At 74.9% G+C, this 20,090-nt stretch carries 19 protein-coding genes; 15 read left to right on the top strand and 4 right to left on the bottom strand.

Annotated elements, in window-relative coordinates:
• Positions 1-11: 11 nt before the first annotated feature.
• A complete protein-coding gene (locus tag MUU72_RS30790) occupies positions 12-1,664 on the bottom strand; it encodes an N-acyl-D-amino-acid deacylase family protein (RefSeq protein WP_248016719.1) in 1,653 nt (550 codons plus the stop codon).
• Positions 1,665-1,890: 226 nt separating this feature from the next.
• Positions 1,891-3,180 carry an amino acid deaminase gene (locus tag MUU72_RS30785; protein WP_248016718.1) on the bottom strand — a complete coding sequence of 430 codons (1,290 nt, stop codon included), beginning with the start codon at positions 3,178-3,180 and terminating at the stop codon, positions 1,891-1,893.
• A gap of 229 nt (positions 3,181-3,409) precedes the next feature.
• On the opposite strand from MUU72_RS30785, the gene MUU72_RS30780 reads away from it, so the two are divergent.
• The 4 genes from MUU72_RS30780 (at position 3,410) to MUU72_RS30765 (ending at position 7,365) form a co-directional block, all read left to right on the top strand.
• Positions 3,410-4,555: a sugar kinase gene (locus MUU72_RS30780; RefSeq protein ID WP_308403899.1), complete on the top strand. Its 1,146-nt coding sequence runs from the start codon at positions 3,410-3,412 to the stop codon at positions 4,553-4,555.
• Positions 4,552-5,319, top strand: a complete 768-nt coding sequence (locus tag MUU72_RS30775; protein WP_248016717.1) for an IclR family transcriptional regulator — start codon at positions 4,552-4,554, stop codon at positions 5,317-5,319. The genes MUU72_RS30780 and MUU72_RS30775 overlap by 4 nt, the downstream gene beginning before the upstream one ends.
• 20 nt (positions 5,320-5,339) lie before the next feature.
• A complete protein-coding gene (locus tag MUU72_RS30770) occupies positions 5,340-5,750 on the top strand; it encodes a RidA family protein (RefSeq protein WP_248016716.1) in 411 nt (136 codons plus the stop codon).
• Between the two features lie 139 nt (positions 5,751-5,889).
• Positions 5,890-7,365, top strand: a complete 1,476-nt coding sequence (locus MUU72_RS30765; RefSeq protein WP_248016715.1) for a GntP family permease — start codon at positions 5,890-5,892, stop codon at positions 7,363-7,365.
• An 84-nt stretch (positions 7,366-7,449) separates the two neighbouring features.
• On the opposite strand, the gene MUU72_RS30760 is transcribed toward MUU72_RS30765, so the two are convergent.
• Positions 7,450-8,775 carry a M14 family metallopeptidase gene (locus MUU72_RS30760; protein WP_248016714.1) on the bottom strand — a complete coding sequence of 442 codons (1,326 nt, stop codon included), beginning with the start codon at positions 8,773-8,775 and terminating at the stop codon, positions 7,450-7,452.
• Between the two features lie 291 nt (positions 8,776-9,066).
• Here MUU72_RS30760 and MUU72_RS30755 point away from each other — a divergent pair, with 291 nt between their 5' ends.
• On the top strand, positions 9,067-9,945 hold the full coding sequence (locus tag MUU72_RS30755; protein ID WP_248016713.1) for a S1 family peptidase: 879 nt from the start codon (positions 9,067-9,069) through the stop codon (positions 9,943-9,945).
• Between the two features lie 56 nt (positions 9,946-10,001).
• On the opposite strand, the gene MUU72_RS30750 is transcribed toward MUU72_RS30755, so the two are convergent.
• Positions 10,002-11,033: a chitinase gene (locus MUU72_RS30750; RefSeq protein ID WP_248016712.1), complete on the bottom strand. Its 1,032-nt coding sequence runs from the start codon at positions 11,031-11,033 to the stop codon at positions 10,002-10,004.
• Positions 11,034-11,346: 313 nt separating this feature from the next.
• Here MUU72_RS30750 and MUU72_RS30745 point away from each other — a divergent pair, with 313 nt between their 5' ends.
• The 10 genes from MUU72_RS30745 to MUU72_RS30700 all read left to right on the top strand — a co-directional run.
• Entirely contained in the window at positions 11,347-12,597 is a 1,251-nt protein-coding gene (locus MUU72_RS30745; RefSeq protein WP_248016711.1) for a hypothetical protein, read from the top strand.
• 51 nt (positions 12,598-12,648) lie between these two features.
• Positions 12,649-13,368 (top strand): Flp pilus assembly protein CpaB, encoded by a 720-nt coding sequence (cpaB, locus tag MUU72_RS30740; protein WP_248016710.1) that lies wholly within the window; start codon positions 12,649-12,651, stop codon positions 13,366-13,368.
• Between the two features lie 13 nt (positions 13,369-13,381).
• Positions 13,382-14,851 (top strand): CpaE/TadZ family protein, encoded by a 1,470-nt coding sequence (locus MUU72_RS30735; protein ID WP_248016709.1) that lies wholly within the window; start codon positions 13,382-13,384, stop codon positions 14,849-14,851.
• A 3-nt stretch (positions 14,852-14,854) separates the two neighbouring features.
• On the top strand, positions 14,855-15,283 hold the full coding sequence (locus MUU72_RS30730; protein WP_248016708.1) for a TadE/TadG family type IV pilus assembly protein: 429 nt from the start codon (positions 14,855-14,857) through the stop codon (positions 15,281-15,283).
• A complete protein-coding gene (locus MUU72_RS30725; protein WP_248016707.1) occupies positions 15,280-15,693 on the top strand; it encodes a TadE/TadG family type IV pilus assembly protein in 414 nt (137 codons plus the stop codon). The genes MUU72_RS30730 and MUU72_RS30725 overlap by 4 nt, the downstream gene beginning before the upstream one ends.
• Positions 15,690-17,027, top strand: coding sequence for a TadA family conjugal transfer-associated ATPase (locus tag MUU72_RS30720; protein ID WP_248016706.1), 1,338 nt, complete (start codon positions 15,690-15,692; stop codon positions 17,025-17,027). Before MUU72_RS30725 ends, MUU72_RS30720 begins: the two co-directional genes overlap by 4 nt.
• Entirely contained in the window at positions 17,027-17,977 is a 951-nt protein-coding gene (locus MUU72_RS30715) for a type II secretion system F family protein (RefSeq protein WP_248016705.1), read from the top strand. The genes MUU72_RS30720 and MUU72_RS30715 overlap by 1 nt, the downstream gene beginning before the upstream one ends.
• A gap of 31 nt (positions 17,978-18,008) precedes the next feature.
• Entirely contained in the window at positions 18,009-18,902 is an 894-nt protein-coding gene (locus MUU72_RS30710) for a DUF5936 domain-containing protein (protein ID WP_248016704.1), read from the top strand.
• 480 nt (positions 18,903-19,382) lie between these two features.
• The gene (locus tag MUU72_RS30705) at positions 19,383-19,547 is read left to right on the top strand and encodes a Flp family type IVb pilin (RefSeq protein WP_248016703.1); all 165 of its coding nucleotides are present in this window, start codon (positions 19,383-19,385) and stop codon (positions 19,545-19,547) included.
• Positions 19,548-19,564: 17 nt separating this feature from the next.
• On the top strand, positions 19,565-20,090 hold a 526-nt coding region (locus MUU72_RS30700; protein WP_248016702.1), incomplete at its 3' end, for a pilus assembly protein TadG-related protein.

The following is a 20,090-nucleotide window of genomic DNA, read 5'->3' as shown; positions in this document are numbered from 1 at the left end:
GTCGGCCGGGTTCAGCCGTGCCGGCCGGGGGTACGGCGGACCGCGCCGCCCGCCAGGACGGCGGTGCGGCGGCCGTCCTCGATGACGAAGCGGCCGTCGATCAGGACGTGCGGGATGCCGGTGGGCAGGGTGCGGGGCGTCTCGAAGGTGGCGCCCGGCGCGACCGTCTCCGGGTCGAAGAGGACCAGGTCGGCGCGGTAGCCCTCGCGGACCAGCCCGCGGTCGGGCAGCCGCAGCCGGGCCGCGGGCCGCGAGGTCAGGTGCGCCACGCACTCCTCCAGGGAGAGCACGCCCAGCTCGCGGACATAGGTGCCCAGGTAGGCGGGGAACGTCCCGTACGCCCGGGGGTGGGGTTTGACGCCCTGGAGGATGCCGTCGCTGCCGCCGGTGTGGGCCCGGTGGCGCATGATCCGCCGGACGTTGTCCTCGTGGCCGACGTGCTGGAGGATCGTCGGGCCCAGCCGGTCGGCGAGCAGCAGGCCGCGGGCGGTCCGCCAGGGGGTCTCGCCGCGCTCGGCGGCGCTGCGGGCGAGGGTCTTGCCGACCAGGCCGGCCAGCGCGGGGTCGGTGACGCCGGAGATCTCGATGGTGTCCCAGTCGATGGGGACGCCGTGGCAGCCGTCGGAGCCCTCGGTCTCCAGGGCGTACCGGATCGCCTCGGCCGCGGTGTCGTCGGCCAGCCGGGCGAGGATCGCCTCCGGGCCGCCCTCGCTCGCCCAGCTGGGCAGCATCGCCGCCAGCGTGGTGCAGCCCGGGGTGTACGGATAGGTGTCCAGGGTGAGGTCGGCGCCCTCGTCCAGGGCCGCGTCCAGGAGGGCCAGCAGTTCGGGGGCGCGGCCCTCGTTGACGCCGAAGTTCATGGTGGCGTGGGCGAGGTGCAGCGCGCAGCCGGCCGCGCGGGCGACGGCGATCATCTCCTGGTAGGCCGCGAGCGCGCCGGCCCCGTAGGAGCGGTGGTGCGGGCAGTAGTAGCCCTCGTAGCGGGCCACCACCCGGCACAGTGCGGTGAGTTCGGCGGTGGTGGCGTACATGCCGGGGGTGTAGGTGAGGCCGGAGGACAGACCGACCGCGCCCTGCTGGAGGCCCTCGGCGACCAGCTGCCGCATCCGGTCCAGTTCGGGGCCGGTGGCCGGGCGGTCGTCCCAGCCGGCGGCCAGCATCCGGACGGTGCCCTGGGGGACGAGGTAGGCGGCGTTGACGGCGATGCCCTCGCCGCCGAAGCCGTGGTCGAGGCGGTCGAGGTAGCCGCCGACGGTGCGCCAGGTGAAGTCGACGGAGGCGTCGTCCGGGCCGCCGCCGTTCCAGCCGGCGATCTGGGTGCGGACCGCGGCCAGGGTGCGGTCGTCCACCGGGGCGTAGGACAGGCCGTCCTGGCCGAGGACTTCGAGGGTGACGCCCTGGGCGGCCTTGGCGGTGTGCTCGGGGTCGCGCAGCAGCGCCAGGTCGCTGTGCGCGTGCATGTCGATGAAGCCGGGGGCCAGGGCGAGGCCGGCGGCGTCCACGGTGCGGGCGGCGCCGGGGCGCGGGCCGCCGTCGGACGGCCGGTGGATGCGGGCGATCCGGCCGCCGGACAGGGCCACGTCGGCGCGGTAGGACGGGCCGCCGGAGCCGTCGACGACGCGAACGTCGCGGAACACGGTGTCCGTGGCCGGGTGCTTGCTCATGGGCGGCCTTTCCGGGTCCGGCCCGGCGGGGCCGGGGCGAAAGGGCGGGCGGGGCGCGGTCCGGCGCCGCGGCACGGGCCCGGCCGCGCGGGCCCCGCCGTTCCCCTACGGGATCGGGTCGGGGATGTCCCGGAGCCGGCCGGGGCCGGCGGTCGGGGTCGGGGCCGGGGGCCGGTCAGGGAGGCGTCAGGGGTGCACGGGGCGGCCGGGGCCCCCGGCGCGGGTATCAGAAGAACGTGCGGAGGAAGTCGACGACCGTCCCGTCCTCCTCGGCCACCGGGATCAGCTGCCACTTGTCGAAGGAGGTGCAGGGATGCGACAGCCCCAGCGCGACCCAGTCGCCGACCTCGACGTCCCCGGCGTGCTCGGTGCGCAGCCAGGCGTGCTGGTCGGACAGGCCGGTGACGGTGATCCCGGCCGCCGGGCGCGAGGTGCCGTCCCGGCCGGAGCGCACGGTCAGCGCCTGCGGCAGGTCGAGGTCGTAGGCGGCGTCCCGCTTGCCGGCGTTGAGGAACGCCTGGGTGGGCGTGGGCCGGGAGACGACCTGCGCCCACAGCCGGAAGGCGGGCCGCAGCTCCCCCTCCTCCGGGACGCGGTTGAAGGGCGTGCGGCGGCGGTAGTGCCCGTCGTCGTGCGAGACGTAGGCGCCCGAGCGCAGCAGTTTCAGCACCGGCGCGGAGAGCGCGGGCAGCTCCGCGAAGACCTCGGCGACCGCGTCGAACCACGCGCTGCCGCCGGCGCTGACCACGATCTCGTCCAGGTCGGCGAAGCGCCCGGCGGCGTCCAGGGCGGTGGCGAGCGCGACCAGCCGGCGCAGCCACGCGGTGACCTTCCCGTGGTCGGCGTCGGGCACCTCGCCCTCGTAGCCGGCGACGCCCACCAGGCGCAGGGTGTCCGCGCCCGCGACGGCGTCGGCCAGTTCCCGGCACTCGGCCTCGGTGCGCGCGCCGGTCCGGGCGTTGTCACCGGCGGCCAGTTCGATGACGACGTCCAGGGGACGGGTGGCCTCGGCGGCGCGCAGCGCGGCGTCCATCAGCTCGATGCCGCGCAGCGAGTCGACGTAGACGATGCAGCGGAAGTCCGGGTCGGCGGCGAGTTCGCCGGCCAGCCAGCGCAGCGCGGCGGCGTCCACCACCTCGTTGGCCAGGAAGATCCGCTGGATGCCGAAGTCCCGGTAGACGCGCGCCTGGTGGGGGACGGCCGCGGTGATGCCCCAGGCGCCGTGCGCCAGTTGGCGGGCGAAGAGCTGCGGGGCCATCGAGGTCTTGCCGTGCGGGGCGAAGGCCAGGCCGTGCCGGGCGGCGTAGGTCTCCAGGAGGGCGAGGTTGTGTTCCAGCGACTCGGCCGAGAGGGCCAGGACGGGGGTGGTGAAGCCGCCGGTGAAGAGGTTGCGGCGCTCGGCGGCCAGTGCGCCGACGGTGTGTCCGGCCGCGTCCGGGGGCAGTGCCTTGAAGCGGTGATCGACAGTGTCGTCCGCGAGGTTCTTGAGTTCCCGCGCGAGCCGCTCGCCGGCCATGGAGCCTCCTCGAAGATCGCGTTGCATTCTCTGCAACACTCGTTGCGCATATCGCCGAGAGCTGTCTAACATCCGGGCCATCGCCCGGTCAATGGCGGAAAACGGCGGCTCCGACGCAGGGGAACGCCCCCGCTGCGGCCGGTGCGGCGGCACCGCGACGGCCGGGCACGGCCGCCCGCGGTCCGGTACGGCCCCCGCCCGGCGGCACCGCGAAGGAGCGCACCCGATCGTGACCACGACCTCGAACGCCGGTGACACCCCCGCCCCGGCGGCCGCCGCCCCGGACGTCGATGTCGTCTGCCTCGGCGAGTCCATGGTCACCTTCCTGCCCACCGTCCCCGGGCCGCTCGCCGACGTCCCCGCCTTCGAACGGGCCATCGGCGGCGCGGAGTCCAACGTCGCCTGCGCCCTCGCCCGGGCCGGCCACGCCACCCGCTGGGTCTCCCGGGTCGGCGCCGACGGGTTCGGCGACCACCTCCTCCGGGAGATCGCCGGCCACGGCGTGGACACCCGCGCGGTCCGCCGCGACCCCGCCCGCCCCACCGGCATCTACTTCCGCACCGCCGGCGACCGCGCCACCGCCGCCCACGAAGTGGCCTACTACCGCGCCGGTTCCGCCGCCTCCGCGATGGCCCCCGGCACCGTGGACCTGGCCGCCCTGCGCACCGGCCGGGTCCTGCACCTCTCCGGCATCACCGCCGCGCTCTCCGAGGACTGCCTCGGCCTGCTGCGCGCCGCCATGGCCCGCCCGGCACCCGGCACCGGCACCGGCCCCGGCACCATCGGCGGCACCCCGCTGCGCCCCGGCCGCCCGCTGGTCTCCTTCGACGTCAACTACCGCCCCCACCTGTGGACCGGCGGCCGCGGCCCGCGGGTCCTGCTCGACCTGGCCCGCACCGCCGACCTGGTCTTCGTCGGTGCCGACGAGGCCCGGGCCGCCTGGGGGCTGCCCGACCCCCGGGCCGTCCGCGCCGCCCTGCCCGAGCCGGAGACCCTGGTCGTCAAGCTCGGCCGGGCCGGCGCGCGGGTCTTCCGGCACGCCCCCGGCAGCCCGGGCCGGGACGAGGAGTCCGCCGGCACGCTCGTCCCCGCCCCCGCCGTCGAGGTGGTCGCCGCGGTCGGTGCCGGCGACGCCTTCGCCGCCGGCTTCCTCTCCGCCACCCTGCGCGGCGCGCCGCTGCGCACCCGGGTCCGGTACGGCCACCTCTGGGCCGCCGCCGCCCTCACCGTCCCCGGCGACCTCGCCGCCCCGCCCGCCCGGGCACTGGCCGACCGCCTGGCCGCGCTCGACGACACCGCCTGGGGGACACTGCACCTCGGCCCCGGCTGGACGGACGCCCGGGAGGCCGCGGACCAGGAGGTACCCCAGTCATGAGCCAGACCGTCGACCGCGCGCTGAGCATCCTGCCGCTGCTCGCCGGGGGACCGGCCGACCTCGGGCAGGTCGCCGACCGGCTCGGTGTGCACAAGTCCACCGCGCTGCGGCTGCTGCGCACCCTGCACGCGCACGGCCTGGTCCACCGCCAGCCCGACCAGCGCTACCGCCTCGGCGCCCGCCTCTTCGCCCTCGCCCAGGAAGCCGTCGAGAACCTCGACGTCCGCGGTATCGCCCACCCCCACCTCGTCGAGCTCAACGAGCGGTGCGGCCACACCGTCCACCTCGCCGTCCACGAGGAGAACGAGGTCCTCTACATCGACAAGGTCGACAGCCGCTATCCGGTCCGGATGTACTCCCGGATCGGCAAGCCGGTGGCGATCACCGTCGCCGCGGTCGCCAAGCTGCTCCTGGCCGACCTCCCCGAGCCCGAGCGCCGCGCCCTGGCCGGCAAGCTCGACTACCCCCGCTACACCTCCCGTTCGACGCCCGACGCCGCGGCCTTCCTGGCCGAGCTGGCCACCGTGCGCGAACAGGGCTGGGCCGCCGACCTCGGCGGCCACGAGGAGTCCATCAACTGCGTCGCCGCCCCCGTCCGGGGCGCGGACGGGCGGGTGGTGGCCGCGATGTCGGTCTCCGCGCCCAACGTCGTCGTCACCGCCGAGGAACTCCTCGGCCTGCTTCCGCTGGTGCGCCGTACCGCCGACGCCATCAGCCGGGAGCTGTCCGGCACCGCAAGCCCCGGCCACGAGCCGGCCCCGTGAAACCCGTCCGAAGGACAGACATGAGCGAGAAGACCGCCCTCACCCCGGCCACCCACACCACCCCGCCCGCGAAGTTCTCGCACGGCGTCAAGAAGGGCAACATCCTCCAGGTCGCCGGCCAGGTCGGCTTCCTGCCCGCCGTCGAGGGCCAGCCGCCCACGCCCGCCGGCCCGACGCTGCGCGAGCAGACCCTCCAGACCTTCGCCAACGTCCGGGCCATCCTCGAAGAGGGCGGTGCGACCTGGGACGACGTGATGATGATGCGCGTCTACCTCACCGACACCGACCACTTCGCCGAGATGAACGAGATCTACAACCAGTACTTCGAGGAGCAGGGCCTCACCGCGCCGCCCGCCGCCCGGACCACGGTCTACGTCGGCCTGCCCAAGGGCCTGCTCATCGAGATCGACGCGCTCGCCGTCCTGAGCTGAGGCATCAACTCCCCTTGCCACACCTGTCGTTGGTGCGCCGCTCGGCGCACCGCCCGCCGCACGGCACGGCGCCCCGCACGTCCGGGGCGCCGTGCCGCGGTCCCCCCTTGCCCGGACCCCTGCGACAACGGAGTCACCCATGGTCCCCGCCGCCGCGGCCCCCGCCGCGCCACCGCCGCCGCACACCGGCGGACTGCTCGCCCTGATACCCGGCACCCCCGGCCTGCTGACCGTCGCCGCCCTCGGCATCGCCCTGCTGCTCTTCCTGATCATGAAGGTCAGGCTCCAGCCCTTCGTCGCCCTGCTCGGCGTCTCCCTCGCGGTCGGGCTGGCCGCCGGCCTGTCGGTCACCGAACTCTTCGGCACGGTCCAGAAGTCCGACGCGGTCTCCCTGATCGAGAGCGGGATGGGCGGCATCCTCGGCCATGTCGCCATCATCATCGGACTGGGCACCATGCTCGGCGCGATCCTGGAGGTCTCCGGCGGCGCCGAGGTGCTCAGCGCCCGGCTGCTGGCCCTCTTCGGCGAGCGCCGCGCCCCGCTGGCGATGGGGCTGACCGGCGTGCTCTTCGGCATCCCGGTCTTCTTCGACGTCGGCATCTTCGTCCTGGCGCCGCTCGTCTACGCCGCCGCCCGCAGGAGCGGCCGGTCGGTGCTGCTCTACGCCATGCCGCTGCTGGCCGGCCTCTCCATGACCCACGCCTTCCTGCCACCGCACCCGGGCCCGGTGGCCGCGGCCGGGCTGTTCGGCGTCGACCTCGGCTGGATCATCCTGATGGGCGCGGTGTGCGGGATCCCCGCGGTGCTGGCCGCCTGGGGGTACGCCGCCTGGATCGGCAAGCGCCTGTTCGTCCCCGTCCCGCAGGACATGGCCGAGGCCGCGGAGGAGGCCCGGGCCGCGGTCGCCGCCGAGCGGACCGTGGGCGGGACGGGCGCCCCGGAGCAGCCGGTCGCGCCGGGCACCGTCCTCGCCGTCATCGGCACGCCGCTGGTGCTGATCCTGCTGGCCACCTTCTCCTCGATCGCGCTGGCGCCGTCCACCGGCCGCTCGGTCATCGAGTTCCTCGGGCACCCCTTCACGGCCCTGACGGTGGCGCTGCTGCTGGCGTACTACCTGCTGGGTGTGCGCCGCGGCTGGTCCCGGGCGTCCCTGGAGCGGGTCTCCACCGCCTCCCTCAAGCCGGTCGGCAACATCCTGCTGGTGGTCGGCGCGGGCGGGATCTTCGGTGCGGTCCTCAAGGGCAGCGGGGTGGCCACCGCGCTGTCGAACACCTTCCACCACGTCGGGCTGCCGGTGATCGTGCTGGCCTACCTGCTCGCGCTGGTGCTGCGGGTGGCGCAGGGCTCGGCGACGGTGGCGATCGTGACCACCGCCGGGATCGTGCTGCCGCTGGTGGAGGCGCAGGGGCTCACCCAGGCGCAGCTGGCGCTGGTCATCATGGCGATCTCGGCCGGTTCGATCTTCGCGTCGCATGTGAACGACGGCGGGTTCTGGATGGTCGCCAAGTACTTCGGGATCTCCGAGCGGGACACCCTGAAGTCCTGGACGGTGCTGGAATCGGTGCTCTCGGTCGCCGGGTTCGCGGTGGCGGGCGCGGTCAGCCTGGTCGTCTAGGACGCTGCCGCGCCGCGGACCCGGCCCGCCCCGGGGCCGCCGCCGGCCCCGGGGCCCGCCGCCCGGCCGCGCATGCGGCCGGGTTCACCGGGTCGTGCAGTACGTGCCTTCCTTGCCGATCGAGCGGTACATGCAGTCGGCGTTCTCCAGCAGCTGGAGCACCGCCTCGCGGTTGCGCGCCGTTTCCCGCGGGATCACCGTGTCCTTCGGGTAGAAGCCGCCCGCGCCGGACGACGACGGATACATCTCGAAGGTGTACGCGAAGATCTTCTGGTCGCCCCACAGCCAGTCGTCGATCGACCCGTCGGTGAGGTACAGCTCGCTGGACTGCTCGGGCGTGTAGCCGTTGCTCGCGGCCATCTTCCGGCCGACCGCGGCGAACGCGTCGTGGTCGTCCCGGGTCATGCCGGGACCGGTCGGATCGTTGGTGAACCCGAAGGGCCACAGCACCAGTTCACCGTAGGTGTGGAAGTCGATGGCGGCCGTGATCTGCTGCTTTCCGCCGACCACCCGGGAGCGGACGAAGTTCTCGACCGCCCGCACCTCGGGCGAGGAGGCCGCCGCCGGGCCGCGGTAGGTCTCCCCGGACGGCGACCCCGACGAGCCGCCGCAGCAGCCCCACTCGTATTCCCAGTTGCGGTTGAGATCGGTGCCGACCGCGGTCGAACCGGCGTTGGGCTGGCGGTTCTTGCGCCAGTTGCGGAACGCCCCGGAGGCGATGTCGTAGGCGCCGCCGTCCGGGTTGAGGTCGGGGATGACCCAGATCTCGCGGGAGTCCAGGAGTTCGGTGATGCGCGGGTCGGTGCCGTACTTCCCGGTGAATTCGGTCAGGAGGTAGAGCGCCATCTCCACCGTGAGGTGCTCCCGGGCGTGCTGGTGCGCGGTGAAGAGGACTTCCGGCCCGGTCTTGTCGCGGGCCGCGTTGCCGCTGAGCTTGAGGGCGATGAGGTCCCGGCCCTCGTGCGACTTCCCGATGACTGTCTTGGTCAGCAGGGACGGGTACCGGGCGACCAGGGCGTCGATGGCGCTCATCGCCTGTGCGTAGGTGTGGTACTTGGTGTAGCCGGCCGGGAAACCCGTGGCGCCGGGGGCGGCGGCAGCGGCCCCCGGCGGGTCGGGCAGGCGGGTGACCGGGTGGCCGAGCGTGCGGAGCAGGGCGAGTTGCCGGCGGTCCGCGGTGACGACCGCGGTGCGGCCGTGCACCTCGTCGACCGAGGCGCCGGTCGCGGCCAGCGCGGTGCGGGCGGCGGGGGTGGCGAGGCCGGACACCTCGTACTGGTGCGGGCGTTCGCCGGTGTCCGCGGCCCCGGCCGGCGGGTCCTGCGCCCGGGCGGCGAACGGGGCGGCGAGGGCCAGGGTGAGGGCCGCGGCGAGGACGGTGGTGCGGACGCCGCGCGGACGTGGTCGCATGCGGTCTCCTGGGGGTGTGAGGCGAAGCGACCCCGCCAGTCTTCGAGCGTTGGCATGGGCCGGTCAAGGCGAGGTCAGGTCAAGGTGCGCGGCGGGGCGGTACGGGGTAGGGATCACCGATGCGGCCGCGCCCCGCGTCCGTGCGCCCGCCGCCTCAACTTCTCATCGTTTCCGGCAACTTCATTGCCTCCGGGCGCGGTCCCGGCGAACAATGCGCACGACCGATCCGGAGCACGGCGGCAGGCTGACGCCGCGTCGGCTCCGTACTCGAAGCGGAGAGGAACCCCCCACATGACCCGACCTCTCGTCGGCACCCTGGCCACCGCCGTCCTGGGAGCCGCCGCCCTGGTGACCGCCGCCACCCCGGCGGGCGCCGCACCGGCCGGAGCCGCCGCGCACACGCCCGCGCCGCCGCGGACCAAGGCCGTCGGCTTCGCCGGCACCGTGGCGCTGAGCAACTGCTCGGGATCGATCGTCAAGATGCCCACCTCGCAGCCGAACGACCCGGCGCTGGTGATGACCAACGGCCACTGCCTGGAGAGCGGGATGCCGTCGCCGGGCGAGGTGATAGTCGGCCAGCCCTCCAGCCGGAGCTTCACCGTCCTGTCCGGGACCGCCGGCAGCCTCGGGCAGATCCGCGCCACCAAGGTCGTCTACGCCACGATGACCGACACCGACGTGACGCTGTACCAGACCGGTTCGACCTACGCCCAGATCCAGCAGAAGTACGGCATCAAGCCGCTGGAGCTGTCCACCGACCACCCGGCCAAGGGCGCCGGGATCACCGTGGTCTCCGGCTACTGGAAGAAGACCTACACGTGCAGCATCGACGGGTTCGTGCCCACCCTCAAGGAGGGCGACTGGACCTGGAAGGACTCGGTCCGCTACACCCCGGAGTGCAAGACGATCGGCGGCACCTCCGGCTCGCCGGTCGTCGACAACGCCACCGGCAAGGTCACCGCGATCAACAACACCGGCAACGAGGACGGTGAGCGGTGCACCGTCAACAACCCCTGCGAGGTGGACGACAGCGGCAACGTCACCGTCCACCAGGGCACCAACTACGCCGAGGAGACCTACACCATCCCCAAGTGCTTCGGCACCGGCAACAAGCTCGACCTGAACGCCGCGGGCTGCACCCTGCCCAAGCCGTCCGGCGTCCGCCGCTGAGCACCCGGGCCGGGTCCCGCGCGAGGCGCCGCGCGGGACCCGGCCCGGACCGGCGGCTACGGCAGCTGGTGCACGTGGCCGCCCACCTCATGGGCGAACGCCCCGCCGTTCGCGGCGTCCCAGTTCGTTGACCAGGTCATCGCGCCCCGCAGCCCCGGATACGTGCGGGGCGGGGTGAACGCACCGCAGCCGCGGCCCGCGGTCAGGCAGTCCAGCGCCGCGTCGACCACGGCCGGGGAGACGTAGCCGCCGCCCGCCGCGCGGGGCGAGGCCGGGACACCCAGGCCGACCTGCGACGGGTCGAGCCCGCCCTCCAGCTGGGTGCAGGCGAGCGCGGTGAGGAAGTCCACCGTGCCCTGGGCGTAGACCTTGCCGTCGCAGCCGTTCATCGAACCGCTGTTGTAGAACTGCGTGTTGACCGCGGTCAGGAAGTCCTTGATGCCCAGCGCGGTCCTGAAGTACTCGCTCTGCGGCGACTGCATGTCGAGGGTCTGCGGCGCCATGGTCACCACCACGTCCGGGTGCGTGCCGTGCAGGGCCTTCAACGCCTGGATCATGTAGGTGGAGTTGAGGCCGTTCTCCAGGTCGATGTCCACGCCGTCGAAGCCGTACTCGTCCATGAGGGCGCCGACCGACTCGGCGAAGTTCTGCGCGGAGGCGGCGTCGCCGACGGACACCGCGCCCCGCTCGCCGCCGACCGAGACCACCACCGACTTCCCGGCCGCCTGCTTGGCCTTGATGTCGGCCGTGAAGTCGGCCACCGACCCGTAGCCGAGGGCCGGGTCGAGGGTGAAGGTGACCGCGCCCGGTTTCCCGGCCGCGTCGGCGAACGCCACCGCGATGATGTCGTAGGCGTCGTCGACGTCCCTGAGCTTCTGCACCGTGGCGCCGTTGCTGAAATTCTGCCAGTAGCCGGTCAGGGCGTGGCGGGGGACGGCCGCGGGGCGGGCCGCCGCCGACGGCGGGCGGTGTGCCGGGCCGGCCGCCGCGGCGGTGCCGGCCGGACCCGCGGCGGCCAGGGCGGCCGACGCCAGCAGGGCGGCGGCCAGACCGGACCGGATCCCTCGTATCGGATGTGCGCGAACCACGACTGCCTCCGTGTGGGGGAGTGGGGGGAGTGGTGCCGGGTGCGCTCAGGGGCCCCTGGGCCAGCCGTTACAAGGTGGTCCAGACCAATATCCCGTGTCAAGGGGCCGAACGGGAGCGGGTGTTCACCGGAGGGCGGCCGGGGCGGCGGGCGGGGTTTCCCGTTCGGGCGGTGGTCGAGACGAGTAGCCCAGAACGTGTTCTCCGGGACGTATCTCTGTGGATAAAGTGCTGAGCGTATGGCGCCGATGGCGCAGAGCTGTGCCGATCCGCGGTCCCGGGAGCCCCGGAGGCCGGAAGGAGTGGGGGAGCGACGTGCCGACCGCGATTGCCGTCACCAGCCCGGACCTCGCGCTGCCCGCGACCGACCGGCACACTCCCGCCGCGGTCTGCCTCGCGGCCCCGCACCGGGCGCCGCTGGACGAGGCGCTGGCCGAGACCAGCGCGGTCCTGGAGCACCACGGCCACCTCGTCGTCCTGTACTCCTCCGCCTGCCCGCCCGAACACGTCCGGCGGCTGCACACCCTGCGCGCCGTCCTGGAGAGCGACCGGATCGCCGTCCTGCCGAGCCCGCTGCCGCCGCTCGGTGTCGCCGTACTCGCCCGCCAGCTGCGGCAGTTGTCGCTGTGCGGCTTCAGCCCCGGCGTCCTGGCCTGCGCCGCCCGGCTGCTGGCGCACTACGTCCACGCCGGTGCGCTGCTGGGCAGCGTCAGCGGGCTGGACCGGGTCCAGGTGGACCTGCGCTCGCACCTGAAGTCCTGGCTGCCCGGCGCCCACTTCGCGGTGCTCGCCGCCCCGCAGCCGCAGCTGCTGCACGTCGACCGGCACACCGCGCACGCCGGCCTCCGCCCGCCCGGCTTCGCCACTCAGCTCGCGGTCGCCCGCGGCCAGCTCACCGCCGACTGGGTCACCTCCGCGCTGGCCCCCGCCTGGCAGGTGCAGGGTGTCTACGAGGCGCGCCTGCCGGGCGAGTCCGCCCGCTGGTGGGGCACCCAGAAGCTGATCGAGTTCGCCGCCGCCATCCCCGACCCGGCGCTGCTGAGCCGTCTGGTGGCCTCCGTCCGGCGGGAGCGGTGCGGCTGGTGCGGCGAGGACGTCCTCGGCGACCGCTGCGCGTTCTGCGCGGCGCCGCTGGCCAGGGACCGGGCGGGCGGCGGCGCGGGGCGGGAACCGGCCGCCATAGCCGGGGCGTCGGCCGCGGTGCCGGCGCCCGCCGCCCCCGGACTCCTGCCCCCGGCCCCGGCCCCCGCACCGGCCCCCGCGCCGCCGCCCGCCACCGGCCCGGCCGGCGCACCGCTGCGGCAGCGCGGCCTGTCCCCGGTGGCGCCGGCCGGCGTCCCCGGGACCGCGGGCCTCACCGGCGTACCGGGCCGGCCGGCCGCCCCCCGTCCCGTCCGCGGCCTGCCCGGCCAACCGGACGTCCGCGGCCCGGAGTTGCGGACCGGGGCGGTGCCGCGCGCGGCCGGTCCGCAGCCGCCCGCCGGGCGCGGGCTGCCCGGCCGCCCCGACCACCCCGGCCTGTGCACCGTCCCCGGCGGCGTGCGGACGGTGGCGCACGTGCGCTGACGCCGCCCGCCCCGACCGCCCCGCTCCCGTCCCGATCGAGGTCCCCCGCACATGAACTCACGCCAGCGCCGCGGAGTGATCCTGCTGCTCCTGTCCGTCCTGTGCGCGGTCGGCGCGTTCCTCGGCGTGCTGGCGGTGATCAGGAACGTCGAGTCGCAGGTCGGCCCGGAACGGACCGCGTACCGGCTCAAGACGGATGTCACCGCCTATAAAGCGCTGGATCCCGGGCAGTTCGAAGAGGTGAGGATTCCGCAGCGGTGGCTGCCGCCCACCGCCGTCACCGACCTGGACAAGGTCAGCGGCAAGATCGCGGTGACGCCGCTGAAGAAGGGCTCGCTGCTCCAGGACGACATGATCGTCGACCGGCCCGCGCTCAAGCCCGGCCAGCAGGAGATCGCCATCATGATCGATGCCGCGACCGGTGTGGCCGGCAAGATCAACCCCGGGGCGCGGGTGAACATCTACGCCACCTTCGACGGCCGCCGCCCCGAGGACAAGCCGGTCTCCAAGGTCATCGTGGCCGGCGCCCAGGTCATCGACGTCGGCAAGCTCACCCCCCTGGAGGCCAAGGACCCCGGCAGCACCACCGCCACCAGCCGGCAGCCCGGCCAGGCCGTCCCGATCACCTTCGCGCTGGAGACCCAGGACGCCCAGCGCGTCGCCTACGCCGAGTCCTTCGCCTCGCACGTGCGGCTCGCCCTGCTCGCCCCCGGCACCGAGGCCACCGTCCCGCCCGGCGAGCGCACCTACACCCTCGACGGCGACAAGTGACCCGGAGGCCCAGGTGACCATCCGCATCCTGCCCGCGGTCGGCGACCCGGACGCCGCCCGGGCCCTGGCCGCGCTGCTCGACCGGCTGCCGGACGCCGAAGCGGCGCCCGCCGCCGCCGACTCCACCGCCCTGCTGGCCGCGCTGACCGGGGCCGCCGGACCGGCCGGGGCCGCGCCGCCGTCCGCCGGGGCCGCCCCCGGCGCACCGCCCGCCGCCGTCCAGGCGCTCCCCGAAGTCGTCCTGGTCCATGAGGGGATCGGCCCGCTCCCGGCCCTGGAGCTGATTCGCGAGGTGGCCCTCCGCTTCCCCGCGGTCGGCGTCGTCCTGATCACCGCCGACGCCGGGCCCGCGCTCTTCTCCGCCGCGATGGACGCCGGCGCCCGGGGCATCGTCGGCCTCCCCCTGGCCTCCGACGAACTGGCCGCCCGGGTCCAGGCCGCGGCCCAGTGGGCCACCGGCGTGCGGGTCCACCTGGGGGGCACCCCCGAGGCGCGGCCCGCGGCCACCGGCACCCTGGTCACCGTCACCGGCGCCAAGGGCGGAGTCGGCACCACCGTCACCGCCGTCCAGCTGGCGCTCGCCGCCCGGGCCGCGGGCCGCCGGGTGGCGCTGGCCGACCTCGACCTCCAGTCCGGCGACATCGGCTCGTACCTGGACGTCCAGTTCCGCCGCTCGGTGGTGGACCTGGCCGGCATCCAGGACATCTCGCCCCGGGTCCTCCAGGACGCGGTGCACGCCCACCACACCGGCCTGGGGCTGCTGCTCGCGCCCGAGGAGGGCGAACGCGGCGAGGAGGTCGACGACCGGGCGGCCCGCCAGATCGTCACCGCGCTGCGCTCCCACTACGACGTGGTGATCGCCGACTGCGGCTCGCAGATGCAGTCCGCCAACGCCGCCGCCGTCGAACTCGCCGACCTGGCCCTGCTGGTGACCACCCCGGACGTGGTCTGCGTCCGCGCCGCCAAACGGCAGGTGCGGCTGTGGGACCGGCTGCGGATCCGCAAGGCCGAGGACACCACCACCGTCGTCAACCGCCTCACCCGGCACACCGAGATCCAGCCCGCGCTGGTCGCCCGGGCCACCGGCACCCAGGTCGCCCGGACCCCGGTCCCGGCCGCCTTCAAGGAGCTCCAGCCCTGTGTCGACGCGGGCCGGATGCAGGACCTCGACGCCCGCTCGACGGTCCGCCAGGCGCTGTGGGCGCTCGCCGGCGAACTGGGCCTGGCCGGCGCCCCGGCCGTCCGCCCCGGCCGCGCCGGCCACCGCGCCCGCCCGATGCTCACCGGGCGCAGGCGCAAGGCCCTCACCACCGGGGCGGCTCCCGGGTCCGGGACGGATCAGGGACCGGCCCAGGGCCCGGGTCAGGGGCAGGGCCCGGCGGGTCCGGCGCCCGGCGCGGGCCCCGGCGGCCCCTTCGCCGCTCCGCCCGGCCCCCACGGCCCCGCCCCGTACGACGGGTCCGGCCGCTACGAGGAGGGCTGAGCGATGCGGCGACCCGCCGGGACCGGCCGGACACCGGACGGCCGCCCCCACCGTCCGCACCGCCCCCGCGACCGCGGCCAGGTCACCGTCGAGTTCCTCGGGCTGCTCCCGCTGATCCTGGGCGTGCTCGCGCTGCTCTGGCAGTTCGTGCTGGTCGGCTACACCTACACGCTGGCCGCGCACGCCGCCGACCGGGGCGCGCGGGCCGGGGCCGCCCTCGACGGCGGCGGCGCCGGCGCCTGCCGCACCGCCGCCGAGGACCAGCTCCCGCGCGCCTGGCACCCCGGCTCCAGCACCGCCTGCGGCACCGAGGCCGGCCTGTGGAAGGCCACGGTCCGCATCAAGGTCCCGGTGCTCTTCCCCGGCGCCGGCGCGTTCCCGTGGACGGTCACCGGCAGCGCCGGCGCCGCGAAGGAGGCCGCCGACCGATGACCCGCCGCACCCCCGCCGCCCGCCCGCGCCCCCGGTCCCGCGACCGCGGCTCCGCCTCCCTGGAGTTCCTCGGAGTCCTGCCGCTCCTGCTGCTGGTCGCCCTCGCCGCCGTCCAGCTGGGCCTGGCCGCCTACGCCGTCCAGCAGGCCGGCACCGCCGCCCGCGCCGCGGCCCGTACCGCCGCGATGGACGCCGCCGACCAGGAGACCGACCCGGGCATCGCCGGCCGGGCCGCGCTCAGCGGCTGGGCCGCCGAGCGCGCCGTCATCACCGTCGGCGGTTCCGGCACCGCCGCGACCGCCACCGCCACCGTGCCGATCCCCTCGCTCGTCCCCGGCGCCGACTTCGGCTCCGCGCGCCGCAGCGCCACCATGCCCCGCCCCGCAGGAACCCCCGGAGCCCCGCGATGAGCCTCAAAGCCCGCATCGTCGCACCCGAACCGGCCGGTGAGGGCCGCCAGGACGGCCACCTCGTCGCCGTCTACCGCGCCAAGCTGCTGGAGGAGATCGACCTCGCCGAGATGTCCGCGCTGACCGCCGCGGAGCGCCGCTCCCGGCTGGAACGCGTCCTGGGCCACATCATCAGCCGCGAGGGTCCGGTCCTGTCCACCGCCGAACGCGCCCAGCTCATCCGCCGGGTGGTCGACGAGGCCCTCGGCCTGGGCGTGCTGGAACCGCTCCTGGAGGACGCCTCGGTCACCGAGATCATGGTCAACGGCCCCGACCAGGTCTACGTCGAACGGCACGGCCGGGTCGAACTGGTCCCCGTCCGCTTCGCCTCGCACGAGCAGCTGATGCAGACCATCGAGCGGATCGTCTCGACCGTCAACCGCCGCGTGGACGAGTCCCACCCGATGGTCGACGCCCGGCTGCCCACCGGCGAACGCGTCAACGTCATCATCCCGCCGCTGGCCCTGAACGGCGCCACGCTGACCATCCGCCGCTTCCCGCGCGCCTACACCCTCGCCGAACTCATCGGCATCGGCACCCTCGACGAGCAGATGCTGCTGCTGCTCGCCGGACTGGTCCGCGCCAAGTTCAACGTGGTGGTCTCCGGCGCCACCGGCGCCGGCAAGACCACGCTGCTGAACGCCCTGTCCGGGCTCATCCCGGACGGCGAGCGGATCATCACCGTCGAGGACGCCGCCGAACTCCAGCTCCAGCAGTCCCACGTCATCCGGCTGGAGTCCCGCCCGCCCAACGTCGAGGGCAAGGGCCGGATCACCATCCGCGACCTGGTCCGCAACTCCCTGCGGATGCGCCCCGACCGGATCATCGTCGGCGAGGTCCGCGGCGGCGAGACCCTCGACATGCTCCAGGCGATGTCCACCGGTCACGACGGCTCGCTCGCCACCGTCCACGCCAACAGCGCCGAGGACGCCCTGATGCGCCTCCAGACGCTCGCCTCCATGGCGGACGTCACGATCCCCTTCGAGGCGCTGCGGGACCAGATCAACAGCGCCGTGGACTGCCTGGTCCAGCTCACCCGGCACGCCGACGGCTCCCGCCGGATCAGCGAGATCGCGCTCCTGGACTCCCGCGGCCACGAGGACTACCGCATCGTGACGGTCTGCCGCTTCGCCGCCGAACCGATGGGCGCCGACCGGGTGGTGCACGGCGCCTTCCGGTACTTCCCGCTGCCCCGCCGGGTGGCCGAACGCCTCTTCATGGCCGGCGAGCCCACCCCGCCGGCCTTCGGCGTGGCGGCCACCGACGACCAACTCGCCACCCGGAAGGCCACCTGATGACCGGCGGCAACGCCACCCTGCCCGTGCTCGCCCTCGCCGCGACCGTGCTGGCCGGCGCGCTCGCCGTCGCCGGGGCCCGGGCCTACGCCGCGGGGCGCGCCCAGCGCCAGGCCGTCGTCGACCGGCTCGACGACGACCGGGGGCTGCCGGTGAGCGGCCGGCGCCGCCGCTTCCCCTCCGTCGACCGCACCCTACGCACCACCCGCTTCGGCCGCCGGCTCGCGCTGCGGCTGGCCGCCACCGGCCTGGACGTCACCCCCGGCGAGTTCTTCGTCGGCATGGTCGCCGCGGTCGTGGTGCTCTGGGTGGCGGCGCAGGCGGTGCTGGCCCCGTTCTTCGGGCCGATCGCCGCGGTCGTCGCGGTGTGGGCCGCGTTCGCCTTCCTCTCCTGGCAGCGGCAGAAGCGGATCGAGAAGTTCATCAACCAGCTCCCGGAGCTCTCCCGGATCCTGGCCAACGCGACCCAGGCCGGCCTCGCCCTGCGCACCGCGCTCGCGATGGCCGCCGAGGAGCTGGAGGCACCGGCCGGCGAGGAGCTGGCGAAGGTCTCCGACAAACTCGCCGTCGGCCACTCCGTCGACGACGCCCTGGGCGAACTGGCCGAACGGCTGCCCTCCCGCGAACTGGTCGTCCTGGTCACCACCCTGGTCCTCGCCAACCGCGCCGGCGGCACCGTCGTCGGCTCGCTGCGCAACCTCACCAAGACCCTGGAGGAGCGCAAGGAGACCCGCCGCGAGGTCCGCACCCAGCTCTCCCAGGTCGTGGTCACCGCCTACGTCGTCCCGCTGCTGGGCGTCGGCACCCTGCTGCTGATGAACCGCATCGCGCCGGGCGCCATCGACCGGATGACCTCCTCGGTCCTCGGCCAGCTCGCGGTGGTGGCGGCCTTCGTCCTGTACGCGCTCGGCTTCTTCCTGATCCGCCGGCTCTCCAAGATCGACGTCTAGGCGTCCGCCGGCCCGAAAGAAGGTCCGCCTGATGGCACTCGGAATCCTGCTGGCGCTCGCCCTCGCCCTGTCGGTCGCCGGCATCTGCGGCGGGATCGCGCTCTACCGCCGCGAGGCCCGGCTCCCGCCCGACCTCGCCCTCTCCCTGGAGGTCGGCGCGACCCGCACCACCGCCGTCGGCTCCGCCGTGGACCGCACCGGGATGCGCTACGCCCCGCTCGTCCTGCGCCTGATGGGCGAGAAGCGGGTCGCCCGGGTCCGCCGCCGGATCGACCTGGCCGGCAACCCCGGCGGGCTCACCGTCGACCGCTACGCCGCCCGCCGCGCCGTCTACGGCGGCCTGGGGTTCTTCGGCGCGCTGGTGATGTTCCTCAAGGGGCAGCCGCTGCTCGGGGTGCTGATGGTGCTGTTCGGCCTGTTCTGGACGGAGGTCGGCATCTGGGCCGCCATCCGGCAGCGCAAGGACACCATCGAACGCACTCTTCCGGACTTTCTCGACGTGCTGGCCGTCGTGGTCAGCGCCGGCCTGGGCTTCCGGCAGGCGCTGGACCGGGTCGCCGAGAAGTACGAGGGCCCCTGGGCGGACGAACTCCGCATCACGCTGCGCCAGATGGACATGGGCGTCAGCCGCCGCGCCGCCTTCGAGGAGCTGCGCAAACGCAATGACTCCGAACAGGTCGCGCAGTTCGTCACCGCCCTCCAGCAGGGCGAGGAGCTGGGCGCGCCGATCGTCGAGACGCTCATCCAGATCGCCAACGACATGCGCCGCACCGACGCCCAGAACGCCCGCCGCCGCGCCGCCCACGCGGTCCCCAAGGCCACCATGGTGGTCACCACCTTCATGGTCCCGGCCACGATGATCCTGCTCATCGCCGGGTTCTTCCTGGGCTCCGGCACCGACTTCGGCTCCCTCACCGGCGACTGACCGCCGGCCCGGACCACCGGGACGGGTGGCCGTCCACCGCCCCGGCGGCGCGGTCCGGTGCGGCGCGGTCCGGTGCGGCCGCCGGCCGCACCGCGGCGGCCGGATGGCAGCGGTCCGCGGATCCGCCTCCGGCCAACTCCTTCGCAAGCGCAACGAGTTGTGCCACAGTGGGGGCGCCGGCCGCCCGCCCCGCACCCCGGTGCGGGCCGCGGCCGGACCGCCCGCCCGGGGACGCCGCGGCGGCGGCCGGCACACCGGGGGACGCCGAAGGGGGAGCGGGGGTGGAGCAGGTGGGGCGCGATGGCCAAAACCCGTCGGCGGTTCCCTCGTTGGTGGTTTCGGAGGGGGACGAGGTTCGGAATCCCTGTTCCGGGAAGGCCGTTCCGGCGTACTTTTCTCGTGCCCTGCGCGCCGGCGCGCGCATCACGGGGGCACACCGGCCGGACCAGAGCGGGACGGCGTCCCACGGAGGGGAAGACCATGGCGAAGCGATTCGTGCGGAACGACCGGGGCCAGACCTCGATCGAGTACCTCGGCATCATCGCGGTGGTCGTGGCCATCGTCCTGGTCCTGTCGACCACCGACTTCGGCAGCCAGATCGCCAACGCCATCGCCAACAAGATCTCCGACGTCGTCGGGATCTAGCCCCCGCCGCTCCGCCCGTGCCGGCCCTCCCCGCCCCGCGCCCCCGCCGGCGTGACGCCGGGCAGACCCTGCCGATCTACCTCGTCGCGATCGCGGGCCTGCTCTTCCTCGCGCTGGCCTTCTTCGCCGTCGGCCAGGCGGCGGCGGTCCGCAACGGCGCCCAGACCGCCGCCGACGCCGCCGCGCTCGCCGCCGCCCAGAGGTACCGCGACGACCTGAGCAAGGACGTCCTCGCCGGGCTGCGCGGCGGCACCGCCGACCCGGCGGCCTGGGTGGAACTGCTCAACGGCCGCGGCGTCCCCTCCGCCGCGGCCTGCGGCAACGCCGGTTGGTACGCCGGCCGCAACGGCGCCGCGCTCACCTCCTGCACCCCCGACTCCTGGCCGACGTCGTTCGCGGTCACCGTGAAGTCCCGCGGCACGGTCGGCAGTTCGGTCATCCCGGGCACCGGGAGCACGCACGCCGAGGCCCGGGCAACCGCGGTCGTCGTCCCCCGCTGCACCTCCGGCCCGCCCGGTGGAGGCCCCGCCCCCACCCCCACCC

The sequence above is a fragment of the Streptomyces rhizoryzae genome, assembly GCF_023155275.1.
In the GTDB taxonomy this organism is placed as follows: domain Bacteria; phylum Actinomycetota; class Actinomycetes; order Streptomycetales; family Streptomycetaceae; genus Streptomyces; species Streptomyces rhizoryzae.
This window is presented reverse-complemented; position numbering and strand designations above follow the sequence as displayed.